This is a genomic window from Xanthomonas protegens, from assembly GCF_038442435.1.
GTDB lineage: Bacteria > Pseudomonadota > Gammaproteobacteria > Xanthomonadales > Xanthomonadaceae > Xanthomonas_A > Xanthomonas_A sontii.
In genome coordinates, this window is sequence record NZ_JAQJCQ010000003.1 from 232,211 (window position 1) to 250,376 (window position 18,166).

Annotated in this window: 16 protein-coding genes; 14 read left to right on the forward strand and 2 right to left on the reverse strand. The window is 71.6% G+C overall.

Annotated elements, in window-relative coordinates; all coding sequences use genetic code 11:
* Position 1 precedes the first annotated feature (1 nt).
* From PIQ37_RS05975 to PIQ37_RS06035, 13 genes are all read left to right on the forward strand, one after another.
* Positions 2 to 961 (forward strand): glycoside hydrolase family protein, encoded by a 960-nt coding sequence (locus PIQ37_RS05975; RefSeq protein WP_342072744.1) that lies wholly within the window; start codon positions 2 to 4, stop codon positions 959 to 961.
* A complete protein-coding gene (locus PIQ37_RS05980; RefSeq protein WP_342072745.1) occupies positions 948 to 1,883 on the forward strand; it encodes a GNAT family N-acetyltransferase in 936 nt (311 codons plus the stop codon). Before PIQ37_RS05975 ends, PIQ37_RS05980 begins: the two co-directional genes overlap by 14 nt.
* On the forward strand, positions 1,880 to 3,010 hold the full coding sequence (locus PIQ37_RS05985) for a DegT/DnrJ/EryC1/StrS family aminotransferase (RefSeq protein ID WP_342072746.1): 1,131 nt from the start codon (positions 1,880 to 1,882) through the stop codon (positions 3,008 to 3,010). Before PIQ37_RS05980 ends, PIQ37_RS05985 begins: the two co-directional genes overlap by 4 nt.
* Positions 3,007 to 4,260 (forward strand): O-antigen translocase, encoded by a 1,254-nt coding sequence (locus PIQ37_RS05990; RefSeq protein ID WP_342072747.1) that lies wholly within the window; start codon positions 3,007 to 3,009, stop codon positions 4,258 to 4,260. Before PIQ37_RS05985 ends, PIQ37_RS05990 begins: the two co-directional genes overlap by 4 nt.
* Positions 4,260 to 5,201, forward strand: a complete 942-nt coding sequence (locus PIQ37_RS05995; protein WP_342072748.1) for a glycosyltransferase family 2 protein — start codon at positions 4,260 to 4,262, stop codon at positions 5,199 to 5,201. The genes PIQ37_RS05990 and PIQ37_RS05995 overlap by 1 nt, the downstream gene beginning before the upstream one ends.
* The gene (locus PIQ37_RS06000) at positions 5,198 to 6,364 is read left to right on the forward strand and encodes a hypothetical protein (protein WP_342072749.1); all 1,167 of its coding nucleotides are present in this window, start codon (positions 5,198 to 5,200) and stop codon (positions 6,362 to 6,364) included. The genes PIQ37_RS05995 and PIQ37_RS06000 overlap by 4 nt, the downstream gene beginning before the upstream one ends.
* Before the next feature lie 11 nt (positions 6,365 to 6,375).
* On the forward strand, positions 6,376 to 7,221 hold the full coding sequence (locus tag PIQ37_RS06005; protein WP_342072750.1) for a Wzz/FepE/Etk N-terminal domain-containing protein: 846 nt from the start codon (positions 6,376 to 6,378) through the stop codon (positions 7,219 to 7,221).
* A gap of 108 nt (positions 7,222 to 7,329) precedes the next feature.
* Positions 7,330 to 8,178 carry a class I SAM-dependent methyltransferase gene (locus PIQ37_RS06010; RefSeq protein WP_342072751.1) on the forward strand — a complete coding sequence of 283 codons (849 nt, stop codon included), beginning with the start codon at positions 7,330 to 7,332 and terminating at the stop codon, positions 8,176 to 8,178.
* A gap of 2 nt (positions 8,179 to 8,180) precedes the next feature.
* A complete protein-coding gene (locus PIQ37_RS06015) occupies positions 8,181 to 9,413 on the forward strand; it encodes an amidohydrolase family protein (RefSeq protein WP_342072752.1) in 1,233 nt (410 codons plus the stop codon).
* The gene (locus PIQ37_RS06020) at positions 9,410 to 10,105 is read left to right on the forward strand and encodes a class I SAM-dependent methyltransferase (RefSeq protein WP_342072753.1); all 696 of its coding nucleotides are present in this window, start codon (positions 9,410 to 9,412) and stop codon (positions 10,103 to 10,105) included. The genes PIQ37_RS06015 and PIQ37_RS06020 overlap by 4 nt, the downstream gene beginning before the upstream one ends.
* 23 nt (positions 10,106 to 10,128) lie before the next feature.
* Entirely contained in the window at positions 10,129 to 11,640 is a 1,512-nt protein-coding gene (locus PIQ37_RS06025) for a B12-binding domain-containing radical SAM protein (RefSeq protein WP_342072754.1), read from the forward strand.
* 2 nt (positions 11,641 to 11,642) lie between these two features.
* A complete protein-coding gene (locus PIQ37_RS06030; RefSeq protein WP_342072755.1) occupies positions 11,643 to 12,791 on the forward strand; it encodes a glycosyltransferase family 4 protein in 1,149 nt (382 codons plus the stop codon).
* Positions 12,788 to 13,924 carry a glycosyltransferase family 4 protein gene (locus tag PIQ37_RS06035; protein ID WP_342072756.1) on the forward strand — a complete coding sequence of 379 codons (1,137 nt, stop codon included), beginning with the start codon at positions 12,788 to 12,790 and terminating at the stop codon, positions 13,922 to 13,924. The genes PIQ37_RS06030 and PIQ37_RS06035 overlap by 4 nt, the downstream gene beginning before the upstream one ends.
* A gap of 141 nt (positions 13,925 to 14,065) precedes the next feature.
* Here the strand turns inward: PIQ37_RS06035 and PIQ37_RS06040 are convergent, their stop codons facing one another.
* Both PIQ37_RS06040 and PIQ37_RS06045 read right to left on the reverse strand, forming a co-directional pair.
* Positions 14,066 to 15,349, reverse strand: a complete 1,284-nt coding sequence (locus tag PIQ37_RS06040) for a nucleotidyltransferase family protein (protein ID WP_342072757.1) — start codon at positions 15,347 to 15,349, stop codon at positions 14,066 to 14,068.
* Entirely contained in the window at positions 15,346 to 16,854 is a 1,509-nt protein-coding gene (locus PIQ37_RS06045; RefSeq protein WP_342072758.1) for a B12-binding domain-containing radical SAM protein, read from the reverse strand. The genes PIQ37_RS06040 and PIQ37_RS06045 overlap by 4 nt, the downstream gene beginning before the upstream one ends.
* A 184-nt stretch (positions 16,855 to 17,038) precedes the next feature.
* On the opposite strand from PIQ37_RS06045, the gene PIQ37_RS06050 reads away from it, so the two are divergent.
* Positions 17,039 to 18,100, forward strand: a complete 1,062-nt coding sequence (locus tag PIQ37_RS06050) for a phosphoenolpyruvate carboxykinase (ATP) (RefSeq protein WP_342072759.1) — start codon at positions 17,039 to 17,041, stop codon at positions 18,098 to 18,100.
* Positions 18,101 to 18,166 lie beyond the last annotated feature (66 nt).

Genomic DNA, 18,166 nt, shown 5'->3' on the forward strand with positions numbered 1-18,166 from the left:
CATGTTCGCCTGGCACAAACGTGGATTGGTGTTCGACACCGTGCGCGACGGCGTGGGTGGCTGGATGCGGCATTCGGCGTTGACGCCGACGCCGCTGCGGCTGGATGCCGAGCGTCTGCGCATCTACGCCGGCTTTCGCGACGACGCCGGGGTCAGCCGCATCGGCTACGTCGACGTGCGCGCCGACGATCCGACCCGGGTGCTCGGCGTCAGCGCAGCCCCAGTGCTGGACATCGGCCGCGCCGGCTGTTTCGACGACAACGGCATGATCCTCGGCGACGTGGTGCATGGACCGGACGGCCTCTACATGTTCTATGTCGGCTTCCAGCAGGTGGCCAAGGCCAAGTTCCTGGCCTTCACCGGCCTGGCGGTGTCCACCGACGACGGCGACACCTTCCAGCGCCGCCAGGACACGCCGCTGCTGGACCGCGCGCCGGGCCGCAGCACCATTGCCGCGGTGCATTCGGCGCGCTATCGCGCTGGCCGCTGGCAGCTCTGGTACGCGGTGGGCGACGGCTGGGAATGGCTCGGCGGCACGCCGTATCCGCGCTACCACGTCCGCTGCGTGGAGACCGACGATCTGCAGGCGATCCCGCGGCAGGACACCGTCTGCCTGCAGCCGCAAGGCGACGAATACCGTATCGGCCGCCCGCGGGTGTACCGGCACGATGGCCGCTATCTGATGTACTTCACCCATGGCAGCCGCGATGGCGCCTATCTGCCGGGCATGGCACTCAGCGACGACGGCCGCCACTGGCAGCGCTGCGACGCGGCGCTGGGCCTGCCGCTGTCGGCCGATGGCTGGGATGCGCGCACGCTGTGCTATCCGGCGCTGATCCGCCACGACGAGCGGCTGCTGCTGTTCTACAACGGCAACGACATGGGGCGCGACGGCTTCGGCGTGGCCGAGGCGCAGCTGCCCGCCAGCATGGTGTGGGAGGACGCCGATGCTGTCGGTTAGGGCCTACACCGCGGCCGACGCACCGCTGTGGGATGCCGTGGTGGAGGCATCGCGCAACGGCAATCTGCTGCACCGGCGCGGCTACATGGACTACCACGCGGCGCGCTTCGTCGATGCCTCCTTGCTGGTCGAGGACGCTGGCATGCCGGTGGCGCTGTTTCCGGCCAATCGCGACGGCGACGCCGTGACCAGCCATGCCGGCCTCAGCTATGCCGGCCTGGTGTCGACCCACGCGCTGCGGGCGACGGCCACGCTGGAGGTATTCGAGCGCATCGCGGCGCATTACCGCGACACCGGCGTGCGCACCCTGTTGTACAAGGCGGTACCGCATCTGTTCCACCGCAGCCCGGCGGAGGAGGACCTGTACGCGCTGCATCGGTTGGGGGCACGTCTCTACCGTCGCGACCTGTCCTCGGCGGTGCCGCTGCGTGCGCCGCCGCGCTTCGCGGCCGCGCGCAAACGCTCGGTGGCCAAGGCGCGCCGTGCTGGGCTGCACGTACAGCGCGTGGACGACCCGGCGCCGCTGCATGCGCTGCTGGGCGAGGTCCTGCAACGCCACGACGCGCGTCCGACCCACAGCCTGGAGGAACTGCGCCTGTTGTGCGCGCGCTTCCCGGCGCAGATCGTGCCGTATGAAGTCCGCGACGGCGCCGAGCTGCTGGCCGGCACGCTGGTGTACGACTTCGGCCACGTCGTCCACACCCAGTACCTGGCCTGTTCGGAACAGGGCCGCCGTGCCGATGCGCTGAGCCTGCTGCTGGCCGAGCTGATCGAGCAGGTCTACGCGCAGCGCGACTTCCTCAGCCTGGGCATTTCCACCGAGCAGCACGGCCAGGTGCTCAATGCCGGCCTGGTCGAGCAGAAGGAGCGCTTCGGCGCGCGCGCGGTGGTTCACGATTTCTACCGTTGGGAGTTGCAATGAGCCTGCCGCCGGTCAGCGTGCCGTTCCTGGATCTGCGCGCCAGCAACGCGCGCCATGCCGACGAGCTCAAGGCCGCAGCGGCACGGGTGATCGATTCGGGCTGGTATGTGCTCGGTGAGGAGCTGGACGCGTTCGAGCGCGAGTTCGCCGCCTACTGCGGCACCACCCACGCCATCGGCGTCGGCAACGGCATGGACGCGCTGACCCTGATCCTGCGCGGCTACCGTGCGCTGGGCCGGCTGCGCGAAGGCGACGAGGTGCTGGTGCCGGGCAACACCTTCATCGCCAGCTTCCTGGCGATCAGCGAGAACCGGCTGCGGCCGGTGCCGCTGGAGCCGGAGGCGGCCAGCTTCAATCTGGATCCGGCGCAGGTGGAGCGGGCGATCGGCCCGCGCACCAAGGCGATCCTGGCGGTGCACCTGTACGGGCAACTGGCCGACATGGCCGCACTGCGTGCCATCGCCGAGCGCCATGGGGTGCTGCTGCTCGAGGACGCGGCGCAGGCGCATGGCGCCCGCCGCGACGGTCGCCATGCGGGCAGCTTCGGCGACGCCGCCGGCTTCAGCTTCTTCCCCGGCAAGAACCTGGGCGCGTTGGGCGACGGCGGCGCCGTGACCACCGACGACGCCGACCTTGCGGCGCAACTACGCGTGCTGCGCAACTACGGCTCGGACATCAAGTACCGGCATCTGGTGCAGGGCGTGAACTCGCGCCTGGACGAGCTGCAGGCGGCGCTGTTGCGTGTCAAGTTGCGCCACCTGGACGCCGATATCGCCGCGCGCCGCGCAATCGCCCAGCGCTATCTCGACGGCATCGCGCATCCGCAGATCGGCTTGCCGCAGGTGGCCGACCCGGCGGCGCACGCGTGGCACCTGTTCGTGGTGCGCTGCGCGCAACGCGACGCGCTGCAACGGCATCTGCAGGCCCAGGGTGTGCAGTGCCTGGTGCATTACCCGACGCCGCCGCATCGGCAGCCGGCCTATCCGGAGCTGGCGATGCTGCAACTGCCGCTGTGCGAGCAGTTGAGTGCCGAAGTGCTCAGCTTGCCGATCGGCCCGACCCTGGACGCTGCGGCGGTGGCGCGGGTGATCGATGCCTGCCAGCGTTTCGGTGGTGTGGCGGCATGAACGTGCTGCGCAGCGGCGTGTACAGCGGCGTGGCCACCGCGGCCAAGCTGCTGTCCGCGTTGCTGGTGCTGAAGCTGGTGGCGGTGTACGCCGGCCCGGCCGGGGTGGCCCGGCTCGGCCAGTTCACCAGCCTGATGTCGCTGCTGGCGGTGGTGGCCGGCGGCGGCATCGGTGCCGGCGTGGTCAAGTACGTGGCCGAGTACCGCGACGATGCGCCGGCACTGACCCGGCTGCTCGGCAGCGCACTCGGCTACGCCTGCGTCGCCGCGGTCGCGATGGGCGTGGCCGCGCTGCTGTGCAGCCGCCTGATCGCCGAGCGCCTGCTCGGCGACGCGCAGTACCAGCCGCTGATCTGCGTGCTGGCGGTGGCGCAGCTCGGCATTGCGCTGGCCAACTACATCCTGGCGGTGGTCAACGGTTTCATGGACGTGCGCCGGCTGGCCTTCGTCCAGGTCGCCGGTGCGGTGCTGAGCGTGCTGCTGGTGGCCGCGCTGGCGCACGGCATGGGCCTGTCCGGGGCGCTGCTGGGCCTGGTGCTGGGGCAGGTGGCCTGGCTGTGCGCCGGCGTGCCGGCGCTGCGACGCAGCCCGTACTTCCGCCGCGAGATGCTGCGCATCCGTTTCGACCCGGCGATGGTGCGGCGACTGGCCGGCTTCTCGGTCATGACCCTGGCCTCGGCGCTGCTGCCGCTGCTGGTGAACATCGGCGTGCGCGATCATCTGGCCGGCCAGTTCGGCTGGCAGCAGGTCGGTTACTGGCAGGCGGTGAGCCGCGTGTCCGATGCCTACCTGCTGTTCTTCACCACCGCCATCAACGTCTACTACCTGCCCAAGCTGGCGGCGCTGCATACGCGGCAAGCGCTGTGGCAGGAACTGCGTGGTGCCTACCGCTACGTGCTACCGGCGGTGCTGCTCGCCGCGGCGGCGGTCTACCTGTGCCGCGACTGGATCACCCGGCTGCTGTTCTCCGCCGATTTCGCCGCCGCGCTGCCGCTGTACGCGCCGCAGCTGCTCGGCGACGTGCTCAAGATCGCCTCCTTCGTGCTGTCCTACCTGATGCTGGCCAAGGCGATGACGCGGCTGTTCGTGCTCTCCGAATGCCTGTTCGCCGCCAGCTACCTCGGCCTGGTGGTGCTGTTCACCACGCGCATGGGCCTGATCGGCGCGGTCTACGCGTTCGCCTGCAACTACGCGCTGTACCTGGCGTTCAACATGCTGGTGGTGCGCCGCTACCTGCGAGGACTGGGCTGATGGACGCAACGCATACCCCGCCGACGCTGCCGCTGGTGTCGGTGCTGATTCCGGCCTACAACCACGCGTGCTTCGTGCAGCGCTGCCTGGACAGCGTGCTGGAAGACCCGTACCCGAACAAGGAACTGGTGATCGTCGACGACGGCTCCAGCGACGGCACCGCCGAGCGCGTCGGCGAGTGGATCGCGCAGCACGGCGACAGGTTGCACGTGCGCTTCTGGCCGCGTGAGAACCTCGGCATCGCCGCCACGCTCAACCACCTGGTGGCGATGGCGCGCGGCGAGTTCCTGCGCCTGGGGGCCAGCGACGATTACCTGCTGCCCGGCGGGCTGGGCGTACAGGTGGCCTATCTGGGCGCGCATCCGCACAAGGCCGCAGTGATCGGCGACGCCATCGTGGTCGACACCCAGGGCCGCACCGTGCACCAGAGCAGCATGCGCGACCTGCACGGCGTGGACAAACGCCTGTACTTGAGCGAGGCCGGCATCCGCCGCGCGGTGATCCGCCACTGGGCGGTGAGCGGGGCGGTGGCGCTGGTCCGGCGCAGCGCGCTGCAGCCGGGCGCAGAGTGGGATGAAGGCCTGCGCATCGAGGACTGGGACTTCTTCCTGCGCCTGGTCGCGCGCGACGCCCTGGGCTTCGTGGACGTGGCGGTCTGCGCCTACCGCGTGCACGACCACAACGCCAGCCGTACCCGGCACCTGCCCAGCCGCCTGGCCAACCTGGCCGAGTCGCGGCAGGTGGCACTGCGCCGCGCGCGCTTGTTCGATCCGGCCTGCCGCACCCTGCTGCACGCGCAGGCGCACTACATCGCCGCGAAGATCGCCTTCCTGCGGCGCAGCCCGCTGGCGCTGGGAGGACACCTGCTGGCGCATGCATGGCTGTCGCTGCTGGCGCGGCTGCGCCAGGGCGGCCAACCGACGCTGGCCGAGCGCGGATGAGCCGCCTGCTGCGCCTGCCGTCGGCATATTTCGGCCTGCCACTGCTGCTGAGCTGCGCGCTGACCTTGCTCAGTTTCGACCTGCCGCCGGGCTATCTCGCCGGCATCGCACTGCTGGCCGCCGTGGCGCTGGCGACGCTGGGCCTGGATGCGCTGCTCGGCATCCGCCTGCCGCCGCTGGCGGCGTTCCGGTCGCGCGACTACGCCGGCACCCGCGAGGCCTTCGTCGCGCTCGGCCTGGCCGCGGCGGTGGGGCTGTTCTGCCTGTTGGACCTGCTGCTGTTCCCGATCCCGTTGCTGCACAACCCCTCCGCCTACGCCGACCTGAGCCCGCTGCAATCGCACGTGCGGCATGTGTCGAACATGTGCTGGATCCTGCCGCCGATCGGCCTGCTGTGCGTGCGCGAGCGCAGCGTGCGCAACGCGCTGCTGCTGGCCGGCTTCACCTTCCCGGTGCTGGTGATCGACCGCAACCGCCTGTTCGCCGCGGTGTTCAGTGTCGGCCTGTTGCTCTTGCTGCTTCGCGACCCGGCGCGGCCGCTGCCGTGGAAACGGGTGCTGGCGCTGCTGTGCACCGGCGCCGCCGCGTTCTCGCTGTTGGGCACGCTGCGCTCGGGCTCGCTGGAGTCGGTGGCGCTGCCGTTCGGCGCGCTGTACCGCGCCGCGCCGCAGGGCATCAAGTGGCTGTTGCTGTACATCGGCGCCGGCCCGTACAACTTCGGCGCGCTGCTCAGCAAGGGCTACGAGAACGCCAGTTTCCTGATCAACCAACTGGTGCCGCTCAGCGGCTCCATTGCCACCGCCGGGACCGGCATCCCGCTGGATGCGCCGAACATCAATGTCGGCACCGAGTTCCTGCCGTTCCTGCTGGCCGGCGGCCCCGGCGCCGCGCTGGCGGCGATGCTGGCGCTGTACGCGGCGCTGCTGTGGAGCGTGCGCCTGCTCGGCCGTGGCGTGGCGCTGTTCAACCTGCTGGTGTTCCTGCGCATTGCCTATGCCTGCGTGATGTCGCCGTTCGCGCCGCAGGCCTTCACCTGGACCAATGCCGGCTTCGTCGCGCTGTGCCTGCTGCTGCACGCCTGCAGCGCCTTGCTGCCGAACCGCCGCGACGCCGCGCCGTCCACGGCCCTGCCTTCCGTTTCCCCGAGATCCTCGCTGCCATGACCGACACCGCCATGCACCAAGACGAAATCTACCTGATCGACCTGTGGCGGATCCTGCGGCGGGAATGGCGTTGGTGCCTGCTGCCGCTGCTGCTGGCATTGGCGCTGGCGGCGCTGTTCCTGCACGGCGCGACCCGCCAGTGGCAAGCGACCGCCTGGGTGCAGGTCGGCGAGTTCGGCCCGACCCCGTCCGGGCGCGACCCCAAGCTGGAGCCATTCCAGCGGGTGATCGACCGGATCAAGACCCGACAGTTCCAGGAACAGGTGCTGCACAGCGCCGGCGTGGCCCTGGACAGCCGCCAGGCCGCGCTGTACCGCGACAGCCTGAAGCTGGATCCGGACCCGTACGCCAACCTGATCCAGTTGACCCTGCGCGCGCAATCGCCGCAGCAGGCGCGACAACTGGCCACGGCTACCATCGCGCAGTTGCAGGCGCTGCACCGGCGCATCCAGGCCGGTCCGCTGCAGCAGGCCACGGCGCGGCTGCAGGAGCTGGCCGCGGACATCGCCACCACCCAGGCCGAGCGCGACCGCCTGCTGCAGCAGCAACGCGAAGGCCGCGGCAGCGTCGAGCAGCAATTGCTCGGCAACATGCTGCTGTCGGAGAAGACCACCACGCTGCGCGGCCTCAAGGCCGAGCGCGAGGATCTGCTCGGCCGGCTCGGCACGCGCTACACCTACGACACCTCGGCGCCCTGGGAGACCTACGTGCCGCCGCGCGCGGCGTTCCCCAACCCGGTGCTGGTGCTGGCGGCGGCCCTGCTGGCTGGGCTCGGCGGTGGCGTGCTGGCCGCGGTGGCGCGCAATGCGCTGCGCCGGCGCCACGTCCGGCCGGCAGGGGAGTGCGCCGCCGCATAACGGCACCTCGCCGATTCAACCAAACGGCGCTGCCGCCGCACCTACCTGCAGTACCGCGCGCTCGATGCGTGCGGATTCCGACAAGGGCAGGGCAGTGGAGAGGTGCAGGTGACAGCGAATGGCAAGGCGGGTGCAACGGCGCACACGACCACCCTTGACCCGGTGCGGTTGCTGGACACGCAGCGCGCCTTCGACAGCGTGGCCGCCGACTACGATGGCCCGCGCGGCAACAACGCGCTGATCCAGCGCATGCGCACCACCCTGTGGGACACGGTGGCGACGCAGTTGCCGGTCGGCTCGCGCCTGGTCGATCTGGGCTGCGGCACCGGCCTGGATGCGCACGCCTTCGCCCAGCGCGGCTACCGCGTGCTGGCCACCGACTGGTCGCCGCAGATGGTGGAGCGCACCCGTGCCCGCGCGCAGGATCCCAGTCTGCGCGGCCGGCTCAGCGTGGCCCATGTCGGCATCCAGCAACTGGAGCTGCTCGACGGCGAGTTCGATGGCATGTACTCCAACTTCGGCCCGCTCAACTGCGCGCCGGACCTGCCCGACGTCGCGCGCCACTGCGCGCGGCTGCTGCGCCGCGACGGCCGCCTGGTGTTCTCGGTGATCGGCCGCCTGTGCCCGTGGGAGCTGGGCCACTACCTGCTGCGCGGCCGCGTTCGCCGTGCCGCCGTGCGCGCCGCACGTGGCGCCACCGCCGTGGGCATGAACGGGCACACGATCTGGACCTGGTACTACCTGCCGCGCGAGTTCTACCGCGCGTTCGCGCCGCATTTCGCGCTGGAGTCGTACCGCGCGCTCAGCCTGTGCCTGCCGCCGCCGTACCTGGTCGAGCACTACCAGCGCCATCCGCGCCTGGGCGAGGCGCTGGGCCGCCTCGACGACCGCATCGGCGGCTGGCCGCTGCTGCGCGACATGGGCGATCACTTCCTGATCGTGATGCGCAAGCGCTGAGCATGGCCGCGTCTGCCGCCCCCATCGACCTCTGCCTGGAGGGTGCGCGCGTCGCGCACGCCGGCGGCGCGGTGCACGCGCCGCTGGCGCTGCACGCCGGCCGCATCGCCGCGGCGGCCATGCCGGCCGCGCTGCGCATCGATCTGCACGGGCAATTGGTGCTGCCCGGCCTGATCAACGCCCACGAGCATCTGCACGTCAACGCGGTGCCGCCTCTGCCGCAGGACGCGCCGTTCGCCAACAGCTACGCCTGGATCGACGCCTTCGCCGCGCATTTCCACACCCCGGCGGTGGCCGCCGCGCTGGCGCTGCCCAAGTCGCTGCGGCTGCGCCATGGCGGGCTGAAGAACCTGCTGGCCGGGGTGACCTGTGTGGCCCACCACGATCCCTGGCATGCCGCGCTGGATGCGGCCGACTTCCCGGTGGCGCTGCTGCGCGACTTCGGCTGGAGCTACACCTTGCATGGCCCCGACTATGGGCCGCCGCTGGCACAGAGCTTCGCCGCGGCGTCCCCCGCCGGCTGGCCGTGGATGATCCACCTGGCCGAAGGCACCGATGCGGTGGCCGCCGGCGAACTCGCCGAGTTGGAGCGGCGCGGCCTTCTGGCCGGCAACACCGTGCTGATCCACGGCGTGGGCCTGAGTGCCGACGACGTCACGCGCGTGCTCGCCTGCGGCGCGGCGGTGGTGTGGTGCCCGAGCAGCAATCTGACCCTGCTCGGACGCACCCTCGACCCGCAGCGCCTGAGCGCGGCAGGGCGCCTGGCATTGGGTAGCGATGCGCGGGTCAGCGGCGGCCGCGACTTGCTCGACGACTTGCGCCTGGCCGCCGCCCACGGCCTGGACGCGACCGAGGCGCTGCGCCTGGCCACGACCGCCGCGGCCGACATCCTGCGCTTGCCGGATCGCGGGCATCTGGCGCCGGGCGCACACGCCGATCTGCTGATCGTCGCCGACCGTGGCGGGGCGCCGGCGCAGAGCCTGGTCGGGCTGCCGCGCAGCGCGCTGCGCGCGGTGGTGCGCGATGGCCGTCCGCGCATCGCCGATCCCGATTTCGCCTCATGGTTCGCCGCGGCCGGCGTGGACACGGTGCCGGTGACGCTGGACGGCGTGCCGAAGCTGATCGCCGCAGATCTCGCCGACCCGGCGCTGCTCGCGCTGGAGCCGGGCCTGGAAGTCCAGGTTGCACCGCCGCGTTCACGTCTGACCCAGTTGTCGCAGGAATGCCCGGCATGAGCGCCATCCCGACCCTCGATCCGCTGGCCGCCTATGCGCTGTGGGCGGACAGCTACCCGGCGCAGGCGCACAACCCGGTGATGCAGGCCGAGCAGCGCGCCATGCTGGCCTTGCTGCCGCCCTCGTTGCGCGGCCAGCACGTGCTCGATGCCGGCTGCGGCAGCGGCCGCTACCTGCTGTATGCGCTGCAGCGTGGCGCCGGCCACGTCACCGGCGTGGACCTGTCGCCGCAGATGCTGACGCGCGCGGCGCAGGAACTGGGCGACGTCGATACCGGCCGCTACACGCTGCGCGAAGGCAGCCTGGAGGCCTTGCCGCTGGCCGACGCCAGCGCCGACCTCAGCCTCTGCGCTCTGGCGCTGGGGCACCTGCCGCAGCTGTCGCCGGCGCTGGCGGAACTGCGCCGCGTCACCCGGCCCGGCGGCTGGGTGCTGTGCAGCGACGTGCACCCGATCGGCCCGGCGCTGGGCTGGCGCCGCGACTTCAAGGCCGGCGGCCAGCGCTACGCGGTGCGCCACACCCAGCACCTGTACAGCCACTGGCACGCCGCCTGCGCCGCGCTCGGGCTGGCCATCGACGCGGTCAGCGAACCGATGCTCGACCCGGCGGACATCCCCACCGGCGCCCATTTCGATCCCGCTGCATTGCAGGTGCCGGTGGCCCTGGTGCTGCGCCTGCGGCGCCTGCCGTGACCCCCGTCCTGCGTTCGCCCCGTATGTCCTCCACACCGAACACGCTGCTGGTCAATCCCACCATCACCAAGCCGTCCAGCGCCCGCTTTCCGCTGTCGCTGCTGAACCTGGCGGCGGCGCTGGATCGCACTGGCGACAGCCGCATCATCGACGGCAACGTCGACCGCGACTTCATCGACCGCAGCCTGCAGGCGCTGCAGGAGCAGCGCTTCGATGCGGTCGGCATCAGCGTGATGGGCGGGCCGCAACTGGCGCCGTCGATCGCGCTGTCGCAGGCCATCCGTGCGCGCTTCCCGGCGCTGCCGATCGTCTGGGGCGGCTATTTTCCCACGCTGTACCCGGACACCGCGCTGGCCGCACCGTACGTGGACTACGCGATCCGCGCGCAGGGCGAGGACACCCTGCCGGAACTCTTGGCCGCCTTGCGTGGCGAGGGGCCGACGCTGGCGCAGGTCGACGGGCTGTCCTGGAAGCACGACGGCGCCGTGGTGCACAACCGCAACCGCGCGTTCCAGCGCGGCGACGCGCTGCCGTCGCTGCCGTACGAGAAGCTCGGCGAACCGCGCCGCTATCTCGGCCGCACCTTCCTCGGCCGCCGCACCGCCTCGCACCAGGCCGCGCTGGGCTGCCGTTTCCGCTGCACCTTCTGCGGGGTGGCGGCGATGTTCGGCGGCGCCACCGCCTTGCCGACCGCGGCACGCCTGGAGCGCGAGCTGGGCTATCTGAAATACGGCCTGGGCGCCGACTCGATCCAGTTCTTCGACCACAACTTCTTCGACCGCGAAGCCGACATGATCCCGCTGCTGGAGGTGATGGCGAAGCTGGAACTGCCGTGGTGGTGCTACGCCCGCGCCGACGCGCTGCTCAACCTGTCCGAGAGCACCTGGAAGCTGGTGCGCAAGAGCCGCCTGCGCATGGCCTACATCGGTGCCGAGTCGCCGAGCGGGGCGATGCTCAAGGAGATCCGCAAGGGCACGCGCCCGGACCAGACCCTGGAAGTGGCCGAACTGTGCCGGCGCAACGGGGTGATCCCGGAGCTGTCGTTCATGGTCGCGCCGCCGCAGGACAGCGAACGCGAGACCGAGCAGACCTTCGAGTTCATCCGCGAGCTGAAGCGGATCAACCCGCAGTCGGAAATCATCGTCTACGTGTACACGCCGCTGCCGGACAGCAGCCGCCACGAGAAGGACCGCGGCCGCCGCGCCGGCATGCCCTTGCTCGACCGCGACGGCGTGCCGGTGCAGTTCCCGCGCACGCCGGAGGAATGGGCGCAGCCGCAGTGGGTGGACTACGCCTGCCACGCCGATGCGCCCTGGCTCACCGATGCGCTGCGCCAGCGCATCCGCGATTTCGTCACCGTGCTCGGCTGCCGCTATCCCACCGCGCAGGATCAGCGCTCGCCGGGCTGGGCCAAGCGTGGCCTCAGCGCGCTGGCCGCGTGGCGCTACCGCTACCGGCGCTACGACCGGCCATGGGAACTGAACCTCGCCAACCGGCTGGTGCGCCTGCACCGGCCGCAGGTGTCCGGGATCTGAGCATGGCCGGCAACGTCGCCCGCGCCGTGCATGCCGTGCAACTCAACTTCGTGCCGTTGCCGGACGGGGTGACGCCGGAGCAGGCGTTCGCGCTGTGGCCATCGCTGGCCGACATTGCCGAGGCGGTGGCCAGCGCCGGCACCCGCGTCTCGGTGATCCAGGCCGCCGCGGTCGATGCGCAACTGCAGCGCAACGGCGTCGACTACCACTTCGTGCGCCGTGCCGAGATCGGGCGCCGGCGCCATCTGCGCCGCATCGCCGCACTGCTGGCCGCGCTGGAGGCCGACGTGGTGCACGTGCACGGCCTGCAGTTCGCGCGCGAGGCGGCGACGCTGGCGCGCTGGCGGCCGTCGCTGCCGATCCTGCTGCAGGACCACGCCAACCGACCGCCACGCTGGTGGCGGCGGCCGCAATGGCGGCGCTGGTACGCCGCCGCCGCCGGCATCGCCTTCACCTCGCTGGACCTGGCACGCGGCTTCGTCGGCGCCGGGCTGTTCGCCGGATCCACGCGCCTGTTCGCCATCCCCGAATCCAGTTGCCGCTTCACTCCGGGCGAGCGCGACCAGGCGCGCCGCGACAGCGGGCTGCATGGCGCGCCCTGCGTGCTGTGGGTCGGCCATCTGAGCGAGGGCAAGGACCCGCTCACCGTCCTCGACGGCGTGGCCCGCGCCAGCGAGCAACTGAGCGGGCTGCAGCTGTTCTGCGCGTTCGGCGATGCGCCGCTGCTGCCGGTGGTGCAGCAGCGCGTCCAGGCCGATCCGCGGCTGGCCGGCCGCGTGCACCTGCTGGGCCGGGTGGAGCACGCGCAGATCCAGACCCTGATGCGCGCGGCCGACCTGTTCGTGTCCGGCAGCCTGGGCGAGAGCTGCGGCTACGCCGCGCTGGAGGCCTATGCCTGCGGCGCGGTGCCGGTGCTGACCGACATCCCGGCGTTCCGTGCGCTCAGCGACGGCGGCCGGGTCGGCGCGCTGTGGCCCTGCGGCGACGCCGAACGCCTGGCGGCCGCGTTGCTGCAGGCCTCGCGCGACGGGCCGTCGCGGGCGCTGGTGCGTGCGCATTTCGATGCGCAGCTGTCGTTCGCGGCAGTCGGCCGGCGCTGGGCGCGCGCCTATGCGCAGTTGCTCGGTGCCACGTCGCGGAGCGCGGCATGAAGCTGGCCCTGGTGGTGCCGGGCGGCGTCGACCGCAGCGGCGAGTACCGGGTGATTCCAGCCTTTCTGAGCCTGATCGAACGCCTGGCACGCGTGCACGACCTGCACGTCTTCGTGCTGCACCAGGAGCCGCTGCCGGCGCAATGGGACCTGCTGGGCGCGCGCATCCACAACATCGGCGCGGCGCGTACGCGCTGGCGCGCGATCGCCGCGATCCGCGCCGAGCACCGCCGCGCGCCGTTCGACGTGGTGCAGTCGCTGTTCTCCGGCCACTGCAGCCTGATCGCGGTGGCGGCAGCGCGCTGGCTGCAGCGGCCGAGCCTGGTGCACATCGCCGGCGGCGAACTGGTCGCACTGCATGCGATCGGCTACGGTGGCCGGCGCAAATGGCAGGGGCGGCTGCGCGAGGCATTGGTGTTGCGCCTGGCGAGTGCGGTGACCGCCGCCAGCGCGCCCATCCTCGACAGCCTGCGGGCGTTGGGCATCGCCGCCGAACGCGTGCCGCTGGGCGTGGACCTGCGCGCCTGGCCGCCGCGCCCGCCGCGCCCGCGCGGGGAGGGCCCGGCGCGGCTGCTGCACGTGGCCAGCCTCAATCCGGTCAAGGACCAGACGACCCTGTTGCGCGCACTCGCTGCGCTGGCCCGCGCCGGGGTCGACTTCCGCATCGACCTGGTTGGCGTGGACACCCTCGACGGCGCGATGCAGCGCCTGGTCGCCACGCTGGGCCTGAGCGAGCGCGTGCGCTTCCTCGGCTTCAAGACCCAGCGCGAATTGCGCCCGCTGGTGGAGGCGGCGGATCTGCTGGTGCTGTCGTCGCAGCACGAGGCCGGGCCGCTGGTGCTGCTGGAAGCGGCGGTGGCCGGCGTGCCAACCGTGGGCACCGCGGTCGGGCATCTGCAGGAGTGGGCGCCGTCGGCGGCACTGGCGGTGCCGGTGGGCGACTGGGCCGGGCTGGCCGATGCGCTGCGCCAGGTGCTCAGCGACGACGAACTGCGCCTGCGCCTGGCCTGGGCGGCGCAATGCCGGGCCGTGCGCGAGGACGCCGACTGCAGCGTGCGCGGCTTCACCGCGCTGTACCAGCGCCTGTGCGCATCGCGCAGCACCGATGAGCGGCGCGCGGCGCAGAACGGTTGACGCGCAGCGCGGCGTGCCGGCGCTTCGCCTTTAAGGCGGCATCGTGTCTTGTCGTAGGAGCGCCTTCAGCCGCGACACGCATGTCCCGCAATGACTGTCGCGCCTGAAGGCGCTCCTACGACGGTCTTATGAGGGCATGCGTCAATCCGACGACGGCGCATAGCCCTGCAGCGCGGTCCGCACCGCATACAGCGTGTCCATCCGCGGCACCCGGCGCAGCAGGCGCTGCAGCACGCGGCGGCGCTGCGGCAGGCGCACCCAATCCTGGCCCTGCAACCACAGTTGGGTGCGGATCATCTCGGCGCGTTCCTGCCGGCTTTCCGCCGACGGCTGCAGCCGCTGGCGCAGATAGTCCAGCACCTCGCGGCCCGAACGCGCCCACTCGATGCCCGGCAGCGCCGGCAACCAGAGTTGCGAGCATGACGCCGCGGTCAGGTCCAGCCCACGCGCGCGCAGCCGCAGCAGCGGCGGGCACTGCGCGCGCAGTTGCTTGAGCACCGCCGACGGGATCGCCGCGCGGTAGTAGCGCAACATCAGCCGCAGCGGCGGCCACGCCCACCAGGCATCGGCACCGGTCAGCACCTGCCAGTCGCTGGCGCGCATGCGCGGAGCGAGCAAGGCCAGGTCGTGCAGGTGCATCAGCCGCAGGCTGCGGCTGCACAGCCCGCCGGCCGCGTGCAGCAGCAGGTGGCGCATCAGCGCGCCGTTGCTCGGGTAGGGATTCAGGCCGGGCTTGCCGTCGCCCGGCAGGAGCTGCGTGCCGAGGTCGACCGTGCGTAGCGGCAGGCGCTCCTGGATGCGCACGTGCAGTTCGATGTTGATCGGCGTGTCGCGGTGCTCGCCCAGGCCACCAATCGCCTGCGCCTGCGCCGGACGGAAGGTCTGGTGCTTCCACTGCGCGAACTCGGCCACGTAGCCCAGCGCGGCGAGCAGCGCCGCGGCACGCTCGGCGTCCTCGGGGCGTACCAGCAGGTCGATGTCGGCCATCGGCCGGTCGCCCTGCCGATACAGGCCTTGTGCATGCAGCGCCGCGCCCTTCAGCGGCACGATCGCCAGGCCGGCGGTCTGCGCCAGGGCGTCGATTCGTTGCAGCAACGCGGCGATGCGCTGGTAGCGCTGCGCCACGTGGTCGCGCTGCCCCTCCAGGAACGCGCGCCACGGCCGGTCCGGCCATTGCGAGCGCTGGCTCAGCAGTGGCGCCACGCCGTGCGCGACCGCGGCCGCTGCGGCCAGTTGCCAGTGCAGGCCGCTCCAGTCCGGCATCGGCGCACCGGGGCGTGCCAGCTCGTGCGCCAGGGTTTCGGTGGCCAGGCGCAGGCCACGGCCGATGCGCCGCAACGGCAGGTGTGCCGGCGTCGCCGCGGGCGCCGCTGTCGGCAGGTCGGCCGCCACGGCCGGAGACGAGGGCGTCGCCAGGTCGCTCATGAGCGCTGCACCAGCGGGATGCGGCGGCCGCCGCCGGCGGCGACCGCCTTGGCCGCCGGCGCTGGCGGCGGATCGGTCCGATGCTGCGCCTCGCGCGCGATCAGCGCTGCCCAGTCGGCGTCCAGCGCCGCCCAGTCCTGCGCGTGCGTCGGCGCCGGGCACGCATCCTCGCGGCATTGCAGGTCCACCTGCCGATGCAGCAGATCGCGTACCTGGCGGTAGAACGCCGAGTCGTAGGCGCCACGGAACATCATCGCCAGGTCGTCGCTGTCCTGCCAATGCGTCTTGCGTCCGAGCTGGTCCTTGACCTGTTGGTAGAACACGGTGCCGGGCAGGGGATAGGACACGCTGACGCCGATGTCGTCCGGCCGCGCCTGCGCCACCAGCCGGCGCGTGGCGAGGATGTCGTCGAGTTGCTCGTCCAGGTAACCCAGCTGCAGGAAGAAGCCCACGCGGATGCCCTGCGCGCCCAGCCGCTGGCGCGCGGCGATCACGCCGTCCACGTCGGTGCCCTTGGTCATCTTGTCGAGGATGCGCTGGCTGCCGCTCTCCGCGCCGATCCAGGCCTCGCGGCAGCCGGCGCGCGCCAGGGCCGCGGTCATGCGCTCGCTGCACAGGTCGGCACGGGTCTGAATGGTGAAGGGCACCGCACCGTCGGCGGTGGCCAGCGCATCGGCGAAGTCCTCCACCCAGTCCACGTGGAAGCCGAAGATGTCGTCGGCCATCCACACATGGTCGGGTGCGAAACTGCGCTTGAGCTGGGTCATCTCCGCGGCCACGTCCTGCGCCTCGCGGCGTTTGTAGTGATTGCCCCAGATCGGCTTGGCGCACCAGTTGCAGCGGAACGGGCAGCCGCGCGAGGCGGCCATGTTCAGGCTGAAATGGCCGTGTCGCTGTTGCCAGAACGCGCGGTAACGCGAGATATCCAGCAGGTCCCAGGCCGCCGTCACCGACAGCCGCGGATCTGGCGGCCGCGCGCCGATCTGCGCGCGCTTGAGTTGCGGCAGCACCGCGCTGGCCACCTCGGCGAGGCCGGCCACCCAGCGCGCCGGGTCGATGTCCGGTTCCGCCTGCAGGCGCGCCACCAGTTCCAGCAAGGCCGCGATGCCTTCGCCGATGAGTACCGCGTCGGCACCGGCCGCAAGGAACGCCTCCGGATGGTCCGAGGCGTCGGAGCCGGCGACGATCACCCGGCTGCCGCCGGCGCGCGCCTCGGCGATCATCCGGCACGCGGCCTCGCGCATCCGGCTCAGGCACATCTTGGTGAGGAAGTTGAAGTTGTCCTCGTAGAACACCACCAGGTCAGGCCGCTGCGTGCGGACGGCGTGGTCGTAGTCTTCCACGCCTTCGGCGAGCATCGCGTCGAACAGCGTCACCCGGTGTCCGTGCTGACGCAGCAGTGCCGCCACCTGCAGCGTGGCCAGCGGCGGGTACGGCTTGCCGCGTTCCCATTGCTTGGGGTCGTAGCGCAGGAAGTAGGAGTGGCTGACCTGGATCTTGAGCATCGGCGAAAGGTCTCGTTCGGCGCCGCGGGGGAGGGGCGCATGCAGCGATGGCCGCGCGCAGGTGGCCGTGGCGGTAGGTGCCGGAGCTGCGCCGTTTGGTTGCGCGAAATACTGGTATGACCCGCGCAACCTTTGGCCGCGGCAGGCGCACCCACGCTGCATCCACCCAAGCGACCCTTCTCCGATGCAGCGATCGACCGTGCGTGTTCTGGACGTGGCAACAAGCGACCACGCCACGCCTGTCGTCACTGCGGCCGGTGCCTGCGACCCGTTCCACACCCAGCTGCGTCGCCCGCACAGGCTCAGCAAGCAACTGCTCGGCGGACGCTTCCACTTCGAGAGCAACAGTCCGGCGCTGCTGGCGTTGGTGGAAGCGGCATTCGGCGCGGTGCCGGCGCATCGCCTGCCGGAGAGCGCCGCGTTCCGCATCGAACTGACCCTAGTGGATCGCGGCGACGCACCCTACGCGCTGGCAATGGAGCCGCCGCCTGTGCAGACCCATTCCGGCGCGGGTGTCTTGAGCGGGGTGATCGATGCGCACAACTACGTCGTGCTGGTGCCCGAGCAGCGCAGGGCGCTGGTGGTGGTGTCCGAGGACATGCTCGCGCACGCCTACCACGTGCGTTACGAGCTGATCGAGTTCGCCGTGTTCGTGCTTGCCGCGCACGGCATGCGCCTGGTGCCGCTGCACGGGGCCTGCGTCGGCCGCGACGGCCGCGGCGTGCTGCTGCTCGGCGGCAGCGGCGCCGGCAAGTCGACCCTGGCGCTGCACAGCCTGCTGCGGGGGCTGGAGTTCCTAGCAGAGGACGCGCTGTTCGTCGCCCCGCAATACCTGCTCGCCACCGGCATCGGCAACTTCCTGCACCTGCGGCCGGAACTGTTGCACCTGCTCGATCCGCACACCCGCGCCTGGATCTCGGCGGCGCCGATGATCCGCCGCCGCAGCGGCGCGCTGAAGCACGAGGTGGACATCCGCCAGGGCGAGGGGCGCCTGGCACAGGCGCCGTTGCGGCTGGCCGCGGCCGTGTTCGTCTCGTCCACCATGGCCGCCGATCCGCAGCGGCTGCTGCAGCCGCTGCCCGACACGGACGTGGCGGCACGCCTGGCCGCGGACCAGCCCTACGCCGCGGGCCAGCCGCACTGGCCGTTGTTCGCGCGGCAGTTACAGCGGCTGGGCGTGTACGAACTGCAACGTGGCACGCATCCGGAGGCCTCGGTCGATGCGGTGCAGACACTGTTGGACTGATCCCGTGCCCGACCTGACGGTGCCGGCGACGCGCATCGCCGACGCAGGGGAGTGCAGGCCGCGCAC

Excerpts from the sequence above, each read along its gene's own strand:
- PIQ37_RS05995 (WP_342072748.1), top strand. The coding sequence starts at position 4,260 with ATGGACGCAACGCATACCCCGCCGACGCTGCCGCTGGTGTCGGTGCTG.
- PIQ37_RS06005 (WP_342072750.1), top strand. The coding sequence starts at position 6,376 with ATGCACCAAGACGAAATCTACCTGATCGACCTGTGGCGGATCCTGCGG.
- PIQ37_RS06035 (WP_342072756.1), top strand. The coding sequence starts at position 12,788 with ATGAAGCTGGCCCTGGTGGTGCCGGGCGGCGTCGACCGCAGCGGCGAG.
- PIQ37_RS06015 (WP_342072752.1), top strand. The coding sequence starts at position 8,181 with ATGGCCGCGTCTGCCGCCCCCATCGACCTCTGCCTGGAGGGTGCGCGC.
- PIQ37_RS06050 (WP_342072759.1), top strand. The coding sequence starts at position 17,039 with ATGCAGCGATCGACCGTGCGTGTTCTGGACGTGGCAACAAGCGACCAC.
- PIQ37_RS06025 (WP_342072754.1), top strand. The coding sequence starts at position 10,129 with ATGTCCTCCACACCGAACACGCTGCTGGTCAATCCCACCATCACCAAG.
- PIQ37_RS05985 (WP_342072746.1), top strand. The coding sequence starts at position 1,880 with ATGAGCCTGCCGCCGGTCAGCGTGCCGTTCCTGGATCTGCGCGCCAGC.
- PIQ37_RS05990 (WP_342072747.1), top strand. The coding sequence starts at position 3,007 with ATGAACGTGCTGCGCAGCGGCGTGTACAGCGGCGTGGCCACCGCGGCC.
- PIQ37_RS05980 (WP_342072745.1), top strand. The coding sequence starts at position 948 with ATGCTGTCGGTTAGGGCCTACACCGCGGCCGACGCACCGCTGTGGGAT.
- PIQ37_RS06045 (WP_342072758.1), bottom strand. The coding sequence starts at position 16,854 with ATGCTCAAGATCCAGGTCAGCCACTCCTACTTCCTGCGCTACGACCCC.
- PIQ37_RS06000 (WP_342072749.1), top strand. The coding sequence starts at position 5,198 with ATGAGCCGCCTGCTGCGCCTGCCGTCGGCATATTTCGGCCTGCCACTG.
- PIQ37_RS06020 (WP_342072753.1), top strand. The coding sequence starts at position 9,410 with ATGAGCGCCATCCCGACCCTCGATCCGCTGGCCGCCTATGCGCTGTGG.
- PIQ37_RS05975 (WP_342072744.1), top strand. The coding sequence starts at position 2 with ATGTTCGCCTGGCACAAACGTGGATTGGTGTTCGACACCGTGCGCGAC.
- PIQ37_RS06040 (WP_342072757.1), bottom strand. The coding sequence starts at position 15,349 with ATGAGCGACCTGGCGACGCCCTCGTCTCCGGCCGTGGCGGCCGACCTG.
- PIQ37_RS06030 (WP_342072755.1), top strand. The coding sequence starts at position 11,643 with ATGGCCGGCAACGTCGCCCGCGCCGTGCATGCCGTGCAACTCAACTTC.